The organism is Streptomyces nigra (genome assembly GCF_003074055.1).
Taxonomy (GTDB): Bacteria; Actinomycetota; Actinomycetes; order Streptomycetales; family Streptomycetaceae; genus Streptomyces; species Streptomyces nigra.
In genome coordinates this window covers 1,815,492-1,833,088 of record NZ_CP029043.1, presented here as the reverse complement: position 1 = coordinate 1,833,088, position 17,597 = coordinate 1,815,492, and the positions used below count along the sequence as shown (strand labels likewise).

Genomic DNA, 17,597 nt, shown 5'->3' with positions numbered 1-17,597 from the left:
CTTATACGTCGGACCGCATAAGTTTCCGTTACTCGCTGGTTTCGGATGCATGACCACCGGGCATGAGCCGTAAGCACTGTGGGCAATGAAGCCTGCAGCGCACACGCGGGGTGGGCGACGACGCCCCTTCCGCCTCCTCGAGGACCGACGGGCATGGACCTGTCCCGCTCGGTCCCCCCCCATACTTCGAGCCACGTGCGCGGGACCCCTGCCGCAGGCCGTGGTGTCCGCATGGTGGAACGGAGTATCCCGGTTCCCGAGAGTCGTTCCATCATGTAACCTGCACGAAATTTTGCGATCACGCAAAGGGCCAACGTCGTCCCTTGCACCTGCCCCCCGGCTTCCGACCCGGGGGATTCCCAGACAAATGACGACGACGGGAGAGCCGATGCGTACGCCGCGCCAGCCGTCCCAGCACTCCACGAATGGCCAGAACTGGTCGTTCATGGATGCTCGCCCTGCTGCGCAGGGTATGTACGACCCCCGCGACGAGCACGACGCCTGCGGCGTCGGCTTCGTGGCCACCCTCACCGGAGAGGCGAGCCACACGCTGGTCGAGCAGGCGCTGACCGTTCTGCGCAATCTCGAGCACCGCGGCGCCACCGGCTCCGAGCCCGACTCGGGTGACGGCGCGGGCATCCTCTCCCAGGTGCCGGACGCCTTCCTGCGCGAGGTCACCGCATTCGAGCTGCCCGAGGCCGGCGCCTACGCCGTCGGCATCGCCTTCCTGCCGGAGGAGGGGACCGAGGACACCGTCGCGCGCATCGAGACGATCGCCGCCGAGGAGGGCCTCGACGTCCTCGGCTGGCGCGAGGTCCCGGTCGCCCCCGGACTGCTCGGCGCCACCGCCCGCTCGACGATGCCGGCCTTCCGCCAGATCTTCGTCGCCGACGGCACCTCCACGGACATCGCCCTGGACCGCAAGGCGTTCGTGCTGCGCAAGCGCGCCGAGCGCGAGGCCGGGACGTACTTCCCGTCGCTGTCGTCCCGCACGATCGTCTACAAGGGCATGCTGACCACCGGCCAGCTGGAGCCCTTCTTCCCGGACCTGTCCGACCGCCGTTTCGCCTCCGCGATCGCGCTCGTCCACTCGCGCTTCTCCACGAACACCTTCCCGTCGTGGCCGCTCGCGCACCCCTACCGCTTCGTCGCGCACAACGGTGAGATCAACACCGTCAAGGGCAACCGCAACTGGATGCGCGCCCGCGAGTCGCAGCTCGTCTCCGACCTGTTCGGCGACAAGGGCCTGGAGCGCGTCTTCCCGGTCTGCACCCCGGACGCCTCCGACTCCGCCTCCTTCGACGAGGTGCTGGAGCTCCTCCACCTCGGCGGCCGCTCCCTGCCGCACTCGGTGCTGATGATGATCCCGGAGGCGTGGGAGAACCACGACTCCATGGACCCGGCCCGCCGCGCCTTCTACCAGTTCCACTCCACGATGATGGAGCCCTGGGACGGCCCGGCCTGCGTCACCTTCACCGACGGCACCCAGGTCGGCGCGGTCCTCGACCGCAACGGTCTGCGCCCCGGCCGCTACTGGGTCACGGACGACGGCCTCGTCGTCCTCGGCTCCGAGGTCGGCGTCCTCGACATCGACCCCGCCAAGGTCGTCCGCAAGGGCCGCCTCCAGCCGGGCCGCATGTTCCTCGTCGACACCGCCGAGCACCGCATCATCGAGGACGACGAGATCAAGGCGTCCCTCGCCGGCGAGCAGCCGTACGCGGAGTGGCTGGAGGCCGGCGAGATCGAGCTGTCGGACCTGCCCGAGCGCGAGCACATCGTGCACACCCACGCCTCGGTCACCCGCCGCCAGCAGACCTTCGGCTACACCGAGGAAGAGCTGCGCATCATCCTCGCGCCGATGGCCAAGGCCGGCGCCGAGCCGATCGGCTCGATGGGCACCGACTCGCCGATCGCCGCGCTGAGCGACCGCCCCCGGCTGCTCTTCGACTACTTCACCCAGCTGTTCGCGCAGGTCACCAACCCGCCGCTGGACGCCATCCGCGAGGAGCTCGTCACCTCGCTGCGCTCCTCGCTGGGCCCCCAGGGCAACCTGCTCGAGCCGACCGCCGCCTCCTGTCGCTCGGTCACCCTGCCCTTCCCGGTGATCGACAACGACGAGCTGGCCAAGCTCATCCACATCAACGCCGACGGCGACATGCCCGGCTTCAAGGCCGCGACGCTCTCCGGCCTGTACCGGGTCTCCGGCGGCGGCGACGCCCTCGCCGCGCGCATCGAGGAGATCTGCGCCGAGGCCGACGCCGCCATCGAGAACGGCGCCCGGCTGATCGTCCTGTCGGACCGCCACTCCGACGCCGAGCACGCGCCGATCCCGTCGCTGCTGCTCACCGCCGCCGTCCACCACCACCTCATCCGCACCAAGCAGCGCACCCACGTGGGCCTGCTGGTCGAGGCCGGCGACGTCCGCGAGGTCCACCACGTCGCCCTGCTCATCGGCTACGGCGCCGCCGCGGTCAACCCGTACCTGGCGATGGAGTCCGTCGAGGACCTGGTCCGCGCCGGCACCTTCCTGCCCGGCATGGAGGCCGAGCAGGCCATCCGCAACCTGATCTACGCTCTCGGCAAGGGCGTCCTCAAGGTCATGTCGAAGATGGGCATCTCCACCGTCGCCTCCTACCGGGGCGCCCAGGTCTTCGAGGCCGTCGGTCTCGAAGACGCCTTCGTGGAGAAGTACTTCAACGGCACGGCCACCAAGATCGGCGGCGTCGGCCTCGACGTCATCGCCCAGGAGGTCGCCGCCCGGCACGCCAAGGCCTACCCGGCCTCCGGCATCGCCCCGGCGCACCGCGCGCTGGACATAGGCGGCGAGTACCAGTGGCGCCGCGAGGGCGAGCCGCATCTGTTCGACCCGGAGACGGTCTTCCGCCTCCAGCACTCCACGCGCACCGGCCGCTACGACATCTTCAAGAAGTACACCGAGCGCGTGAACGAGCAGTCCGAGCGGCTGATGACGCTGCGCGGCCTGTTCGGCTTCAAGTCGGACCGCCCCTCGATCCCCGTCGAGGAGGTCGAGCCGGTCTCCGAGATCGTCAAGCGCTTCTCCACCGGCGCCATGTCGTACGGCTCCATCTCCAAGGAGGCGCACGAGACCCTCGCCATCGCCATGAACCAGCTGGGCGGCAAGTCCAACACCGGTGAGGGCGGCGAGGACCCGGACCGTCTGTACGACCCGGCCCGCCGGTCCTCCATCAAGCAGGTCGCCTCCGGCCGCTTCGGTGTGACCAGCGAGTACCTCGTCAACGCAGACGACATCCAGATCAAGATGGCCCAGGGCGCCAAGCCCGGCGAGGGCGGCCAGCTGCCCGGCCACAAGGTGTACCCGTGGGTGGCGAAGACCCGGCACTCCACGCCGGGCGTGGGGCTCATCTCCCCGCCGCCGCACCACGACATCTACTCGATCGAGGACCTGGCCCAGCTGATCCACGACCTGAAGAACGCCAACCCGCAGGCCCGCATCCACGTGAAGCTGGTCTCCGAGGTCGGCGTCGGCACGGTCGCGGCCGGTGTGTCCAAGGCCCACGCGGACGTCGTGCTGATCTCCGGTCACGACGGCGGCACCGGTGCCTCCCCGCTGACCTCGCTGAAGCACGCGGGCGGCCCCTGGGAGCTCGGCCTCGCCGAGACCCAGCAGACGCTGCTGCTCAACGGCCTGCGCGACCGCATCGTCGTGCAGACCGACGGCCAGCTGAAGACCGGCCGTGACGTCGTCATCGCCGCGCTGCTGGGCGCCGAGGAGTTCGGTTTCGCGACCGCGCCGCTCGTCGTCTCCGGCTGCGTCATGATGCGCGTCTGCCACCTGGACACCTGCCCGGTCGGCATCGCCACCCAGAACCCGGTGCTGCGCGACCGGTTCTCCGGCAAGGCCGAGTACATCGTCAACTTCTTCCGGTACATCGCCGAAGAGGTCCGCGAGCTCCTCGCCGAGCTGGGCTTCCGCTCCATCGAGGAGGCCGTCGGTCACGCCGAGGCGCTCGACGTGACCCGCGCGGTCGACCACTGGAAGGCGCAGGGCCTGAACCTGGAGCCGCTCTTCCACGTGCCCGACCTGCCGGCCGGCGCGGTCCGCCACCAGCTGGTCCAGCAGGACCACGGCCTGGAGAAGGCGCTCGACAACGAGCTGATCAAGCTCGCCGCCGACGCTCTCGCCGCCGACTCGGTGACCGACGCCCAGCCGGTGCGCGCCCAGGTGAAGGTCCGCAACATCAACCGCACGGTCGGCACCATGCTCGGCCACGAGGTGACGAAGAAGTTCGGTGGCGCGGGCCTGCCCGACGACACCATCGACATCACCTTCACCGGCTCCGCGGGCCAGTCCTTCGGCGCCTTCCTCCCGCGCGGTGTCACGCTGCGGCTGGAGGGCGACGCCAACGACTACGTCGGCAAGGGCCTCTCCGGCGGCCGGATCGTCGTCCGCCCGGACCGGGCCGCCGACCACCTGGCCGAGTACTCGACGATCGCGGGCAACACCATCGCCTACGGCGCGACCGGTGGCGAGCTGTTCCTGCGCGGTCGTACCGGCGAGCGGTTCTGCGTCCGCAACTCCGGCGCGACGGTCGTCTCCGAGGGCGTGGGCGACCACGGCTGCGAGTACATGACCGGCGGTCACGCGGTGGTCCTCGGTGAGACGGGCCGCAACTTCGCGGCCGGTATGTCCGGTGGCATCGCCTACGTCATCGACCTCGACCGGGACAACGTCAACGCCGGCAACGTCGATGCCGTCGAGGCGCTCGACGAGAGCGACAAGCAGTGGCTGCACGACGTCGTGCGCCGCCACCAGGAGGAGACCGCGTCCACGGTCGCCGAGAAGCTCCTCGCCGAGTGGGACACCGCGGTGGACCGCTTCAGCAAGATCATCCCCAGCACGTACAAGGCAGTGCTCGCCGCCAAGGACGCCGCCGAGCGAGCCGGTCTCTCCGAGACCGAGATCACCGAGAAGATGATGGAGGCGGCGACCAATGGCTGATCCCAAGGGCTTTCTCAACCACGGGCGCGAGGTCGCCAAGTCCCGCCCCGTCGACGTCCGGCTGAAGGACTGGAACGAGGTCTACGTCCCCGGCTCGCTGCTGCCGATCATCAGCAAGCAGGCCAGCCGGTGCATGGACTGCGGCATCCCGTTCTGTCACAACGGCTGTCCGCTCGGGAACCTCATCCCGGAGTGGAACGACTACGCCTACCGCGAGGACTGGGCGGCCGCCCAGGAGCGGCTGCACGCGACCAACAACTTCCCGGAGTTCACCGGTCGCCTCTGCCCCGCGCCCTGCGAGTCGGCGTGCGTGCTCGGCATCAACCAGCCGCCGGTCACCATCAAGAACGTCGAGGTCTCCATCATCGACAAGGCGTGGGAGGCCGGGGACGTCGCCCCGCAGATCCCGGAGCGCCTGTCCGGCAAGACCGTCGCCGTCATCGGCTCGGGCCCGGCGGGCCTCGCCGCCGCCCAGCAGCTGACCCGCGCCGGCCACACGGTCGCCGTCTACGAGCGCGCGGACCGCGTCGGAGGCCTCCTCCGGTACGGCATCCCCGAGTTCAAGATGGAGAAGCGGCACATCAACCGCCGTATCGAGCAGATGCGCGCGGAGGGCACCCGCTTCCGCACCGGTGTCGAGATCGGCCGCGACCTCAAGGCGACCGACCTGAAGAAGCGGTACGACGCCGTCGTCATCGCCGCCGGCTCCACCACCGCCCGTGACCTGCCCGTCCCCGGCCGGGAGCTGAAGGGCGTCTACCAGGCGATGGAGTACCTGCCGCTGGCGAACAAGGTCCAGGAGGGCGACTACGTCACCTCCCCGATCTCCGCCGAGGGCAAGCACGTCGTCGTCATCGGCGGCGGCGACACCGGCGCCGACTGCGTGGGCACCGCCCACCGCCAGGGCGCGGCCTCGGTCACGCAGCTGGAGATCATGCCCCGCCCGAACGACGACCGGAACAACGTCACCCAGCCGTGGCCGACGTTCCCGATGCTCTACAAGGTCACGTCCGCGCACGAGGAGGGCGGCGAGCGGGTCTACTCCGTCTCCACCACCCACTTCGAGGGCGACGAGGACGGCAACGTCCAGTGGCTGCACCTCACCGAGGTCGAGTTCGTCGACGGCAGGCTGACCCAGAAGCCGGGCACGGAGCGCAAGATCCCCGCCCAGCTGGTCACCCTCGCCATGGGCTTCACCGGCACCGACCGGGAGAACGGCCTGGTCGAGCAGTTCGGCCTGGAGCTCGACGAGCGCGGCAACATCGCCCGCGACGCCGACTTCCAGACCAACGTGCCGGGCGTGTTCGTCGCCGGTGACGCGGGCCGCGGCCAGTCGCTCATCGTGTGGGCGATCGCGGAGGGCCGATCGGCCGCCCGCGGCTGCGACCGTTTCCTGACCGGCGCCAGCGAGCTGCCGGCCCCGATCCGCCCGACGGACCGCGCCCTGGCGGTCTGATCCCGGCGGATCATCCGAGAACGTCCCGTACAACGGCGTACGGGCGGGAAATCCGGGGGCTTCCCCCGGACCCCCCGAGACGGCGTCTGCCTCGTCCCCGACCGGACGAACGGGCAGGCGCCGTCGGCATGCCCGTGGCTTTACGGCAGCCGGTACGTCTCGCCGTAGACCTTCCACTGCAGTGGGGGCTTCAGGGCGAGGTTTCCGTCGTAGAGGAACTGGCGCTGGGCCGTGTCGATGCGGCTGGTGTCGATGCCGGGGCGCTTGTCCTTCATGGCGGCGCGGCGGATGTCCAGGAAGATGTCCAGGTACGCCTTCTCCGAGCCGCCCTGGGCGGGGGTGTCCGCCTCGCGCTGGGCGCGTTCGCGCAGCACGTAGAAGCCGTCGTCGTCGATACCGGGGCCGTGGAAGACCATCGCGTCGAAGTAGATGAACTGGCCGAGCGTGCCCAGGCCGTCGAGCTTGGCCAGGCGTACCGCCGGTTCGAAGTAGGCGCGGTCCCGTTCGGCGAGCTGCGCCTGCTGGAACTCGGGTTTGCGGGCCTCCGCCTTCCACGCCTCGGTGAAGCCGGGGTCCAGGCCCTCGTGCGAGTCGGTGCCGTTGACCTCGCGCAGCGCCGGCAGGTACGTCGCGAGCCCGTTGTCCGGGTGGTCGGCGGTGTAGCGCTCGACCAGGGTGAGCAGGTCGTCGGTGCCGGTGCAGAAGCCGATGATGCCCGCCGTGTAGCCCTGGCCGTCGCCGATGTCCTCGATGTAGCCGAAGGTGCCGCGCCAGTTCAGGGTGGAGTTCTCGGCGCTCGACACCAGTTGCTGGGCCAGTGTCCTCATGGCCGGCGCGGCGAGGCCCGGCGGCCGGGACGCGATCAGCTCGTCGTCCGCCGAACGCTCGTCCTCCGCCCGGGACTTGGCCTCCTGCCGCGCGTCGTCCCGGCTGTTCGTGACGGCCGGCCCGGCCGGGCCCTCGGCGGAGTCGGTCGGCATGAGGAAGTACGCCGCCGCGGTGAGCGCCAGCGGCGCCGCCGCGAAGATCAGGATGCCGGAGCGCTTCACTGGGGTATCCCTCCACCGGTCAGTTCGGAGACCTTGGCGAACGCGGCCATGGCCAGCAGTGCGAGGACGCCCGCGCACGCGGCCGCCTGGATCAGGGCCTGCCGCGGCCCGCGCGGGGCGTAGGCGAAGGCGGCGGTCACCGCCGCACCCGTCAGCAGGCCGCCCAGATGCCCCTGCCAGGACGTCAGACCCGCCGACAGCACCAGCCACAGCATCAGGAACACCATGAACCGGTTGACGGCCCGCATGTCCGCGCCGATCCTGCGGGCCAGGACGTAGTAGGCGGCGCCCAGCCCGAAGATCGCGCCGGACGCGCCCAGCGACTCCACGTTCACGTCGGTGAGCATCAGCTCGAACACCGAGCCGCCCAGCGTCGCCAGCAGATACAGCGCGACGAACCGCAGCCGGCCCAGCATGGGCTCCACGGCCCGGCCGAGCTGCCACAGCGCGACCATGTTCAGCACGATGTGCAGCAGCCCGAAGGTGCCCTCGGTCGGCGGCATGTGGAGGAAGCCGCTGGTGAGCAACCGCTCCCACTCCCCGGCGACCAGACCGGACGGCTCGAAGCCGGACGGGTACCCGGGCCGGTAGATGTAGAAGCCGCCGTCCGGTCCGATCAGCCGGGCGGAGAGCATCGCGAACCGGTCGACCAGCTCGGGGCGGGCCAGCTCGGCCAGATACGCGAGCACGTTCAGGCCGATGAGGACCGACGTCACCAGCGGGGTCGTCGTGACCCGCCCGCCGACGAGCGTGCGGGCCTGCCGGACCGAGCGTGCCCCCTCCTTCACGCACTCCACGCACTGGTGCCCGACGGCCGCCTCCCGCATACAGGACGGGCAGATGTAGCGCTCGCAGCGCGTGCAGCGCACATGCGACTCCACCTTGGGGTGGCGGTAGCACGTGGTGACGGCTGCGTCGGTGGACTCGGGCTCCACTGCCGGCTCCCTGGAGGATCGAATGAACGGTGAGCCGGTGGGGACGGCGGCGAACAAAATATCGAACCCCGGTGCCGAAATCGAATGCCGGTACAGAACGGAAGGGAAGAGCGGGACAGGTGTGCCGTAGGGTCGGCCGCCGGGGTGCCGTACGAGGGGGCCCGGGATGCCGTACGAGGGGGATGGGGAATGGCCGCGATCAGTCTGAGCAAGGTGGAGGAGACCGCGCCCGCGCTGGCCGGCGTGTACCGCAGCGCCGGGGTGTCGCTGCGCAAGCACGGGCTGGACGAGGCACGGGCCGCCGTCTACCTGGTGGTCGACTACTCCGGCTCGATGAAGCCGTACTACAAGGACGGCAGTGTGCAGGCGCTCGCCGACCGGGTGCTCGGGCTGTCGGCGCATCTGGACGACGACGGCAGGGTCCCGGTCGTCTTCTTCTCCACGGACGTCGACGCCGTCACCGACATCGCGCTGGACGGGCACGAGGGCCGGATCGAGCGGATCGTGTCCGGACTCGGGCACATGGGCAAGACCAGCTACCACCTGGCCATGGACGCCGTCATCGACCACTACCTGGACAGCGGCTCGAAGGACCCCGCCCTCGTGGTGTTCCAGACCGACGGCGGGCCCATCAACCGGCTCGCCGCCGAGCGGTATCTGTGCAAGGCGGCGCGGCTGCCGCTGTTCTGGCAGTTCATCGGGTTCGGCGACCGGGGCAGCAAGCAGTTCGACTTCCTGCGCCGGCTCGACGAGCTGCCGGTGCCGGACAAGCGGGTCGTCGACAACGCCGGCTTCTTCCACGCCGGCTCCGACCCGTCCGCGATGCCGGACACCGAGCTCTACGACCGCCTCGTCGCGGAGTTCCCGCAGTGGCTGGCGGCCGCGCGGACGCGGGGCATCGTGCCGTCGGCCTGAGCACGGCCGGCGCTCACCGGCGGCCCGCGCCGCGCAGCACCTCGGTCCGGCAGCTGTCCGGGTCGCCCCAGGCGGCGCGCAGCACCCGGGCCTTGGTCAGCCACAGCGACAGGTCGTACTCGGCGGTGTAGCCGATCGCGCCGTGCGCCTGGAGGGCGGCGCGGGCGGTGGCGTACGCGGCCTCACCGGCGGCGACCTTGGCGGCGGCGACGTCCGCCGGGTCCAGGGTGAGGGCGGCCCCGAAGAGCAGGGGCCGGGCGAACTCCAGCCCTGTCTTGGCGTCGGCCAGCCGGTGCTTCACGGCCTGGAACGAGCCGACCGGGACGCCGAACTGGGTGCGCTGCCGGACGTAGGTGACCGTCCGGTCCAGCAGGGCCTCCCCGACGCCGAGGGCCTGCGCGGCGGTGCACAGCCGGGCGTACACGAGGGCCCGCGCCGGGGGCGGACCGGTCAGGAGCAGCTCCCCTCCGGGGTCGAGCGGGGTGAGACGGCGGGCCGGGTCCAGGGAGGGGCGCACCGGGCCGTGCCCGGGGGCGAGGCGCAGCCCCTCGCCGGTGACCGTGAGCCGGACGTCGGCCGTGTCCCCGTCCAGCGCGTACGGCGCCGTCCACGCCACCGTCGCCAGGGCCTCGCCCGACAGCAGCGCCGGCACCAGCCGCCCGGCGGGACCGGGCTCGGGCAGCCCCGCCAGCAGTACGGCCGCCGTGGCCGTCTCCACGAGGGGGCCCGGTACGGCGTGCCGACCCAACTCCACGAAGGCGGCGGCGAGTTCCACGGGGAGGGGGCCCAGCCCGCCGCGGGACCCGGGGACCGCCAGCGCGAACACGCCCGCCTCGGCGATCCGGGACCACAGCGCACGGCCCGCCGCGTGCACGCCCCGGCTCCAGGCGCGGACGACCGCCGGGGTGTCCGCCGCCGTCAGCATCTTGTCCAGCGAGCCGGTGAAGGCCCGCTGCTCGGCGTCGAGAAGGAATCTCATCGGCGGCGCTCCTTCGGCAGAACGGGCAGGGACCTCATCGGCGGCGCTCCTCCCGCAGGGAACTCATCGCAGGCACCCTCTCGGCAGCCCGTGCGGGAGTTTCATCCTCGGCGTCCCTTCGGCAGACCCAGCAGCCGTTCCGCGACGATGTCCCGCTGGATCTCGTTCGTGCCCGCGTACAGCGGTCCGGCCAGCGCGAAGACGTACCGCTCCGCCCACTCGGTGTCCGCCGCCTCGCCCTCCGGGCCGAGCAGATCCAGGGCCGTCTCCTGCAGCGCGATGTCGTACTCCGACCAGAACACCTTGTTCATGCTGGACTCCGGGCCGAGCGACCCGCCCTCCGCCAGCCGGGACGCAGCCGCCCACGCGAACAACTGGTAGGCGCGGGCCCCGATCAGCGCGTCGGCGACCCGGGCCCGCGCGCTCTCCGGCTCGCCCCGTGCCCGCCACAGCCGGTGGAGCCGGTCCGCGCCCGCGAGGAAGCGGCCGGGGGAGCGCAGCATCAGCCCGCGTTCGTTGCCCGCCGCCGCCATCGCGATCCGCCAGCCGTCGCCGGGCTCCCCGATCACGTCGGCGTCCGGCACGAACACCTCGTCCAGGAACAGCTCGGCGAAGGCCGGTCTGCCGTCGAGCCGGGCGATCGCACGGACCGTGACACCCGGGGCCCGCAGGCCGAACATCAGGTAGATCAGGCCCAGATGGGGCCGCTCCGCGTCCGGGTCGCAGCGGAACAGCCCGAACGCGCGGTCAGCGAACGCCGCCCGCGACGACCACGTCTTCTGCCCCGACAGCAGCCAGCCGCCGGACACCCGCACGGCCCGCGACCGCAGGGAGGCCAGGTCCGAACCGGCCTCCGGCTCCGACCACGCCTGCGCCCAGACCACCTCCCCGGTGGCCATGGGCGGCAGCACCCGCGCGCGCTGCTCCTCGGTGCCGTGCGCGAGGAGCGTCGGGGCGAGCAGACTGACGCCGTTCTGTCCGACGCGGCCCGGCGCCCCCGCCGCGTAGTACTCCTCCTCGAACAGCAGCCATCGCACCAGGCCGGCGTCCCGGCCGCCGTACCGGGCCGGCCAGTCGACGACCGACCAGCGATCGGCGGCCAGTTCGGCCTCCCAGGCGCGGTGCGCGGCGAAGCCCTCCTCGGTCTCCAGCGAGGGCGGCGGTTCGGCCGGCACATGTGCGCGCAGCCAGGCGCGGGCCTCGGCGCGGAACGCCTCGTCGGCGGCGGAGTGCATGAGGTCCACGGCCGGTCCCCCTCCGGACGGCTTCCCTAACAAGTGTTTGGTAGGTTAGCGTGCTGCCATGACACCCGTCGAGGCACCGGCGTACGTTCCCGGGCACGGACTGCTCCGCGGGCGCACGGCCGTCGTCACCGCGGCGGCGGGCGCCGGCATCGGCGGCGCGACCGCCCGCCGGCTCCTCGAGGAGGGCGCCCGGGTCCTGATCAGCGACCCGCACACCCGGCGGCTCAAGGACCACCAGGCCGAGCTGGCGGCGGAGTTCGGGGACGCGGTGACGTCCACGGCGTGCGACGTCACCGACGAGACCCGGGTGCGCGACCTGTTCGACACCGCGGAGCGCGAGCACGGCCGGCTGGACATCGTCGTCAACAACGCCGGGCTCGGCGGCACCGCACCCCTGGTCGACATGACCGACGAGCAGTGGACGCGCGTCCTCGACGTCACCCTCGGCGGCACCTTCCGCTGCACCCGGGCCGCCCTGCGCCGGATGCGCGCGACCGGCGGCGGTGTCATCGTCAACAACGCCTCCGTCGTCGGCTGGCGCGCCCAGGCCGGGCAGGCCCACTACGCCGCCGCCAAGGCCGGGGTGATGGCGCTGACCCGGTGCGCCGCGGTCGAGGCCGCCGCCTACGGGGTGCGGGTCAACGCGGTGGCGCCCAGCCTCGCCCTGCACCCGCACCTCGCCCGGGTGACGACGCCCGAACTGCTGGAGGAGCTGACCGCGCGCGAGGCGTTCGGGCGGGCCGCCGAACCCTGGGAGGTGGCCAACGTGATCGTCTTCCTCGCGTCGGACTACTCCTCGTACATGACCGGGGAGACCGTCTCCGTCAGCAGCCGGCACCCCTAGATCGACCCAGGACAATGGACCGGTGCCGACCAAGAAGAAGGAACCCCAGGTGACCGCCGCGGCCGCCCGACGCCGTGAACTCCTCGACACCGCCGCCGAGGTGTTCGCCGAACAGGGCTACAACGCCACGACCGTCCGCACCATCGCCGACCACGCCGGCATGCTCGCGGGCAGCCTCTACTACCACTTCGACTCCAAGGAGTCGATGCTCGAGGAGATCCTGCGGACCTTCCTCGACGAGCTGTGGGCCGGCTACGACGCCGTCCTGGAGTCCGGGCTGGGCCCGCGCGAGACGCTGGAGGCGCTCGTCACCGAGTCGTTCCGGGAGATCGACCGGCACCGGGCCGCCGTCGCGATCTACCAGAAGGAGAACAGGCAGCTCGCCGCGCAGGAGCGGTTCGCCTTCCTCGCCGACTCGCAGCGCCGGTTCGAGAAGGCGTGGCTGTCGACGCTCGAGCGCGGCGTCGCCGCCGACGTGTTCCGGCCCGACCTCGACGTCCGGCTGACCTACCGGTTCGTCCGCGACACCGTGTGGGTCGCCGCGTCCTGGTACCGGCCCGGCGGACAGCACAGCCCCGAGGAGATCGCCCGGCAGTACCTGTCGATGGTGCTGGACGGGATCGCCGTACGCCGATAACCCCTAGGTGGCAGGGAGTCGCCATGGCCGAGGCCTACATCGTCGAAGCGGTCCGTACGCCCGTCGGGCGGCGCGGAGGAGGACTCGGCGCGGTCCACCCCGCCGACCTGGGCGCCCACGTCCTGAAAGCCCTGATCGCACGTGTCGACGTCGACCCGGCCGCCGTCGAGGACGTCGTCTTCGGCTGTCTGGACGCCGTCGGTCCGCAGGCCGGCGACATCGCGCGGACCTGCTGGCTGGCGGCCGGACTGCCCGAGGAGGTGCCGGGCGTCACCGTGGACCGGCAGTGCGGCTCCTCGCAGCAGGCCGTGCACTTCGCCGCGCAGGCCGTGCTGTCCGGCACCCAGGACCTGGTGGTCGCGGGCGGCGTGCAGAACATGTCGATGATCCCCATCGCCTTCGCCACCCGGCAGGCCGCCGAGCCGCTGGGCCTGACCGAGGGCCCCTTCGCGGGCAGCGAGGGCTGGCGCGCCCGGTACGGGACGAAGCCCGTCAACCAGTTCGTCGGGGCGGAGACGATCGCCGCGAAGTGGCGCATCGGGCGGCGCGAACAGGAGGAGTTCGCGCTGCGCTCGCACCGGCGGGCGCTGCGGGCCGTCGACGAGGGCCGCTTCGAGCGGGAGATCGTGCCGTACGGGCCGGTCGCCGTGGACGAGGGGCCCCGCCGGGACACCTCGCTGGAGAAGATGGCCGCGCTGCGGCCGGTCCTCGACGGGGGCACGATCACCGCCGCCTGCTCCTCGCAGGTGTCCGACGGCGCGGCGGCGATGCTGCTGGCCTCCGAACGGGCGGTGCGCGAGCACGGCCTCATACCCAGGGCGCGGGTGCACCATCTGTCGGTGCGCGGGGAGGACCCCATCCGGATGCTCACCGCGCCGATCCCCGCCACCGCCCACGCGCTGAAGAAGACAGGGCTGCCGATCGACGCCATCGACCTCGTGGAGATCAACGAGGCGTTCGCCCCGGTCGTCCTGGCCTGGCTGAAGGAGACCGGCGCCGACCCCGACCGCGTCAACGTCAACGGCGGCGCCATCGCGCTCGGGCATCCGCTGGGCGCCACCGGCGTACGGCTCATGACGACCCTCCTGCACGAACTGGAGCGTACGGGCGGCCGGTTCGGGCTGCAGACCATGTGCGAGGGCGGAGGACAGGCCAACGTCACCGTCATCGAACGGGTCTGACGGCACCTCAGTACCCGCTCACCCCTGCCCGCGCCTCCTCCGCCTCCCGCATGATCCGGTCCACGAGGTCCGCGCACGACGGCAGGTCGCCGATCACCCCGGCGACCTGCCCGGCGGCCATCACCCCCAGATCCGTACGGCCGTCCACCATGGCCGCCCGCAGCAGCATCGGGGTGTTCGCGGCCAGCAGCACCTGGCTCCACGTCAGATCCTTGCCGTGCCGCAGCGCCCGGCCCTCCTGGAGCATCCGGCGCCAGCCGGTGCCCGACAGCGCCCGGTAACCGGCCGCCGCCCGGACCGCCCGCGCCAGCGCCCGCACCCGGCCGGAGCGCTCCAGCGCGTCGACCAGGTCCGTGCGCAGCATCCGGTGCGGCAGACCGTCCACGGCCCGGGTGACCGTGACATCGGCGACCGTGGCCGCCAGATAGCGGGCCTTCACCGCGTCCGGCACCGTCGAGTCCGACGTCAGCAGGAACCGCGTCCCCATCGCCACCCCGGCCGCCCCGTAGGCCAGCGCCGCCACCAGTCCGCGCCCGTCGAAGAAACCGCCCGCCGCCACGACCGGTATCCGCACCGCGTCGACCACCTGTGGCAGCAGCACCGTCGTCGCCACCGCGCCGGTGTGCCCGCCGCCCTCCGCGCCCTGCACGATCACAGCGTCCGCGCCCCACCCGGCGACCTTCTCGGCGTGCCGCGGCGCCCCCACCGTGGGCACGACGAGCACCCCCGCCTCCTTGAACCGGGCGATCAGCTCCGGGGAGGGCGCGAGGGCGAACGAGGCGACCCGCACCCCCTCCGCGATCAGGACATCGGCCCGGTCCCCGGCGTCCGGGGCGTCGGCCCGCAGATTCACCCCGAACGGCGCGTCCGTACGAAACCTGACCTCGCGTACCGCCTCGCGCAGCCGGTCCACCGTCATCGTCGCCGACGCCAGGATGCCCAGCGCCCCCGCGTTCGCCGTGGCCGCCACCAGACGCGGGCCCGCCACCCAGCCCATCCCCGTCTGCACGACCGGGTGCCGCACTCCGGTCAGCCGGGTCAGCGCCGTCTCCATCACCCGGCGACCTCCCGCGCCCGGGCGTTCCCCGGGTCGAGGACCTCGCGGATCAGCCGCAGTTCGGCCGGGGTGGGTGCCCGCGTCACCGCCACCTCGTCCGCCACGGCCGGCTCGAACGAGGTGGCCTCCCGCACCTGTTCCACGGTGACGCCGGGGTGCACCGCGACGAGCCGCATCGTGCGGTCGGGTGTGCCGAAGTCGAAGACACCGAGGTCGGACACCACCCGCCGCAGACAGTGGTAGCGGGCGCCGGCCGCACGGTCGTTGCCCACCCCGCACACCAAGTCGACCCGCTCCACGAAGACCCGCCGCGAATGCCGCGGCACCCAGTAACTCGTCGGGTTGTTCAGGGTGTTGACCGGCGCTCCCCGCACGCCGAGCAACTGGCGACTCGGCCGCTCCCAGGGGCCGACGCACGAGATGTTCTGGTTGCCGTGCCGGTCGAGCTGGCTCGCGCCCATCATCACGTGCCGGCGGCCGCCGGTGACCAGCGTGAGGTGCTGCCGGTACGGCAGCCAGCCCTCGACCGTGCCGTCGGGCGTGACCAGCAGGGCCTCCCCGTCGGTCAGCAGCAGATCCGGTGCGAAGGTCAGCCGGGCCAGCCGGGCGCCGACGGACGGGATCACCCCCATGGGACTGGCCAGCACCTCCCCGTCGCCCCGCCACTCCTCCGCGCAGGCGATCACGCAGTGCTCGGCACGGGTCACCTCCGTCATGGCCGCCTCCCCACGGCCGCCCGGTACGCCTGTTCGTCGCCGCCGAGATAGCGGGCCGCGAACTCCGGCCACGGTGTGGTCGCGTATGTCCGCTGGAACTCCTCGTCCCGGCCGTAGTCGGGGGCGCAGGACGTGAAGTGCGCGCCGCCCGGCGCCTCGATGACCCCCGTGACCCGGTGCCGTTTGACCAGCAGCGACTGCGGGGGCCCGCCCTTGGCCAACTCGGCGGTGTCGACGATCCGTTCGCAGGACACGTACGCCGTGTCCGCCGCCTCGCAGAACAGGTCGTCGAAGTACGGGTCGGGGCCCAGATACTGCCCGTTGCCCCGCCGGTCGGCGCGGTTGACGTGCACCAGGGCCGCGTCGAGCCGCAGCGCGGGCATGGCCACGAACGTCTCCCCGTCGTCGTACGGCGATGTCACCGTCCGCAGGCCCGGGTTGATCCGCATGACGTCGGAGCCGAGGCCGGCCCGCACCGGCAGGAACGGCAGCCGGTTCGCCGCCGCCCGCAGCCCCCACAGGAACATCGCCTCGTCGACCTCCGTCAGATCGAGCTCCCCGCGTTCGCGCGCCGCGCGGAAGTGCGGTTCGAGGGGGATGGAGTCCAGCGTCGCGAACGGGGCGACGAGCCTGCGGATCCGGCCGGCCGCCGCCAGCATCCCGACGTCCGGGCCGCCGTACGACACGACCGTCAGGCCTGTCACCCCGGACCGCAGCAGCGCCCTGACCAGCGCCATCGGCTTGCGGCGCGAACCCCAGCCGCCGATCCCGACCGTCATGCCGTCCCGCAGCCGGGAGACGGCCTCGTCGGCGGTCATCGTCTTGTCCGGCATCTACGCCCCCTCCGTCCCGCGCGTCCCGAAGCCGGCCCGCACCCGCTCGGCGACCCCGCTGAGCCCCGCCTCGAAGGTGAAGCCCTGCTCGAAGCGGTAGCTGCGGCGCACGTCGACCGGGTCGATGCCGTTGAGCGCGGCCTTGGCCAGGCGCAGCAGCCGCCCGTCCTTCGCGGCGATCTCCCGCGCCAGCTCCAGGGCGGCCGACGGCAGTTCGGCGCGCGGCACGACCCGCCACACCGAGCCGTGCGCGAGCAGCTCGGCCGCGGTGGCCGTGCGCGCCGTGTAGTACAGGGCGCGCAGCAGATGCTGCGGGACCAGCCGGGCCAGATGGGTCGCCGCGCCCAGCGCGCCCCGGTCCAGCTCGGGCAGCCCGAACACGGCGTCCTCGCTCGCCACGATCGCGTCCGCGTTGCCCACCAGTCCGATGCCGCCGCCCAGGCAGAAGCCGTGCACCGCCGCCACGACCGGCACCGGGCACTCGTACACCGCGGCGAACGCCTCCGCGCAGGCGTGGTTGACGTCGATCAGCGTGTCGTGGCCGCCGCGCTGGAGCTCCTTGATGTCGACCCCGGCGTTGAACCCGCGTCCCTCGGCGGTGAGGACGACACAGCGGACGTCCCGGTCGCGGCCCGCGCTGCGCACGGCGTCGGCCAGCGCCGACCAGCCGTCCACCGGCAGGGCGTTCACCGGCGGGAAGTCCACCGTGACGACGGCGATTCCCTCGGGATCCGTCCCGTCTTTCAGGGACGAGGTGGAGACACCCATGG

At 72.2% G+C, this 17,597-nt stretch carries 14 protein-coding genes; 6 read left to right on the top strand and 8 right to left on the bottom strand.

The window, feature by feature from the left end:
- The first annotated feature begins 472 nt into the window (after window positions 1-472).
- Both gltB and DC008_RS08500 read left to right on the top strand, forming a co-directional pair.
- Entirely contained in the window at window positions 473-4,981 is a 4,509-nt protein-coding gene (gene gltB / locus DC008_RS08505) for a glutamate synthase large subunit (protein ID WP_108706430.1), read from the top strand.
- Window positions 4,974-6,437, top strand: coding sequence for a glutamate synthase subunit beta (locus tag DC008_RS08500; protein ID WP_108706429.1), 1,464 nt, complete (start codon window positions 4,974-4,976; stop codon window positions 6,435-6,437). Before gltB ends, DC008_RS08500 begins: the two co-directional genes overlap by 8 nt.
- Before the next feature lie 140 nt (window positions 6,438-6,577).
- Here the strand turns inward: DC008_RS08500 and DC008_RS08495 are convergent, their stop codons facing one another.
- Both DC008_RS08495 and DC008_RS08490 read right to left on the bottom strand, forming a co-directional pair.
- A complete protein-coding gene (locus tag DC008_RS08495) occupies window positions 6,578-7,486 on the bottom strand; it encodes a chitosanase (protein WP_108706428.1) in 909 nt (302 codons plus the stop codon).
- Window positions 7,483-8,421, bottom strand: coding sequence for a rhomboid family intramembrane serine protease (locus DC008_RS08490; protein WP_108706427.1), 939 nt, complete (start codon window positions 8,419-8,421; stop codon window positions 7,483-7,485). Before DC008_RS08490 ends, DC008_RS08495 begins: the two co-directional genes overlap by 4 nt.
- Before the next feature lie 189 nt (window positions 8,422-8,610).
- On the opposite strand from DC008_RS08490, the gene DC008_RS08485 reads away from it, so the two are divergent.
- Complete coding sequence (locus DC008_RS08485) at window positions 8,611-9,336, top strand: vWA domain-containing protein (protein WP_108706426.1); 726 nt, start codon at window positions 8,611-8,613, stop codon at window positions 9,334-9,336.
- A gap of 13 nt (window positions 9,337-9,349) precedes the next feature.
- Here DC008_RS08485 and DC008_RS08480 read toward each other — a convergent pair whose 3' ends face one another.
- Together DC008_RS08480 and DC008_RS08475 are read right to left on the bottom strand one after the other, a co-directional pair.
- Window positions 9,350-10,315 (bottom strand): acyl-CoA dehydrogenase family protein, encoded by a 966-nt coding sequence (locus DC008_RS08480; RefSeq protein ID WP_108706425.1) that lies wholly within the window; start codon window positions 10,313-10,315, stop codon window positions 9,350-9,352.
- A gap of 101 nt (window positions 10,316-10,416) precedes the next feature.
- Window positions 10,417-11,550, bottom strand: coding sequence for an acyl-CoA dehydrogenase family protein (locus DC008_RS08475; protein WP_382109217.1), 1,134 nt, complete (start codon window positions 11,548-11,550; stop codon window positions 10,417-10,419).
- Window positions 11,551-11,617: 67 nt separating this feature from the next.
- Between DC008_RS08475 and DC008_RS08470 the strand changes: the two genes are divergently transcribed.
- Genes DC008_RS08470 through DC008_RS08460 form a run of 3 tightly spaced genes read left to right on the top strand, consistent with a single transcriptional unit; the run spans window position 11,618 to window position 14,221 of the window.
- Window positions 11,618-12,403 carry an SDR family oxidoreductase gene (locus DC008_RS08470; RefSeq protein WP_108706423.1) on the top strand — a complete coding sequence of 262 codons (786 nt, stop codon included), beginning with the start codon at window positions 11,618-11,620 and terminating at the stop codon, window positions 12,401-12,403.
- Window positions 12,404-12,425: 22 nt separating this feature from the next.
- Window positions 12,426-13,040: a TetR/AcrR family transcriptional regulator gene (locus DC008_RS08465; protein WP_108706422.1), complete on the top strand. Its 615-nt coding sequence runs from the start codon at window positions 12,426-12,428 to the stop codon at window positions 13,038-13,040.
- 23 nt (window positions 13,041-13,063) lie between these two features.
- The gene (locus DC008_RS08460; protein ID WP_108706421.1) at window positions 13,064-14,221 is read left to right on the top strand and encodes an acetyl-CoA C-acetyltransferase; all 1,158 of its coding nucleotides are present in this window, start codon (window positions 13,064-13,066) and stop codon (window positions 14,219-14,221) included.
- A 7-nt stretch (window positions 14,222-14,228) separates the two neighbouring features.
- Here DC008_RS08460 and DC008_RS08455 read toward each other — a convergent pair whose 3' ends face one another.
- Genes DC008_RS08455 through DC008_RS08440 form a run of 4 tightly spaced genes read right to left on the bottom strand, consistent with a single transcriptional unit; the run spans window position 14,229 to window position 17,595 of the window.
- Window positions 14,229-15,275 carry an NAD(P)H-dependent flavin oxidoreductase gene (locus DC008_RS08455; protein ID WP_108706420.1) on the bottom strand — a complete coding sequence of 349 codons (1,047 nt, stop codon included), beginning with the start codon at window positions 15,273-15,275 and terminating at the stop codon, window positions 14,229-14,231.
- A complete protein-coding gene (locus DC008_RS08450; RefSeq protein ID WP_108706419.1) occupies window positions 15,275-15,994 on the bottom strand; it encodes a CoA-transferase subunit beta in 720 nt (239 codons plus the stop codon). Before DC008_RS08450 ends, DC008_RS08455 begins: the two co-directional genes overlap by 1 nt.
- Window positions 15,991-16,827 (bottom strand): CoA transferase subunit A, encoded by an 837-nt coding sequence (locus DC008_RS08445; protein WP_108706418.1) that lies wholly within the window; start codon window positions 16,825-16,827, stop codon window positions 15,991-15,993. The genes DC008_RS08450 and DC008_RS08445 overlap by 4 nt, the downstream gene beginning before the upstream one ends.
- A complete protein-coding gene (locus DC008_RS08440) occupies window positions 16,828-17,595 on the bottom strand; it encodes an enoyl-CoA hydratase family protein (protein WP_108706417.1) in 768 nt (255 codons plus the stop codon). It lies immediately after the preceding gene.
- Window positions 17,596-17,597 lie beyond the last annotated feature (2 nt).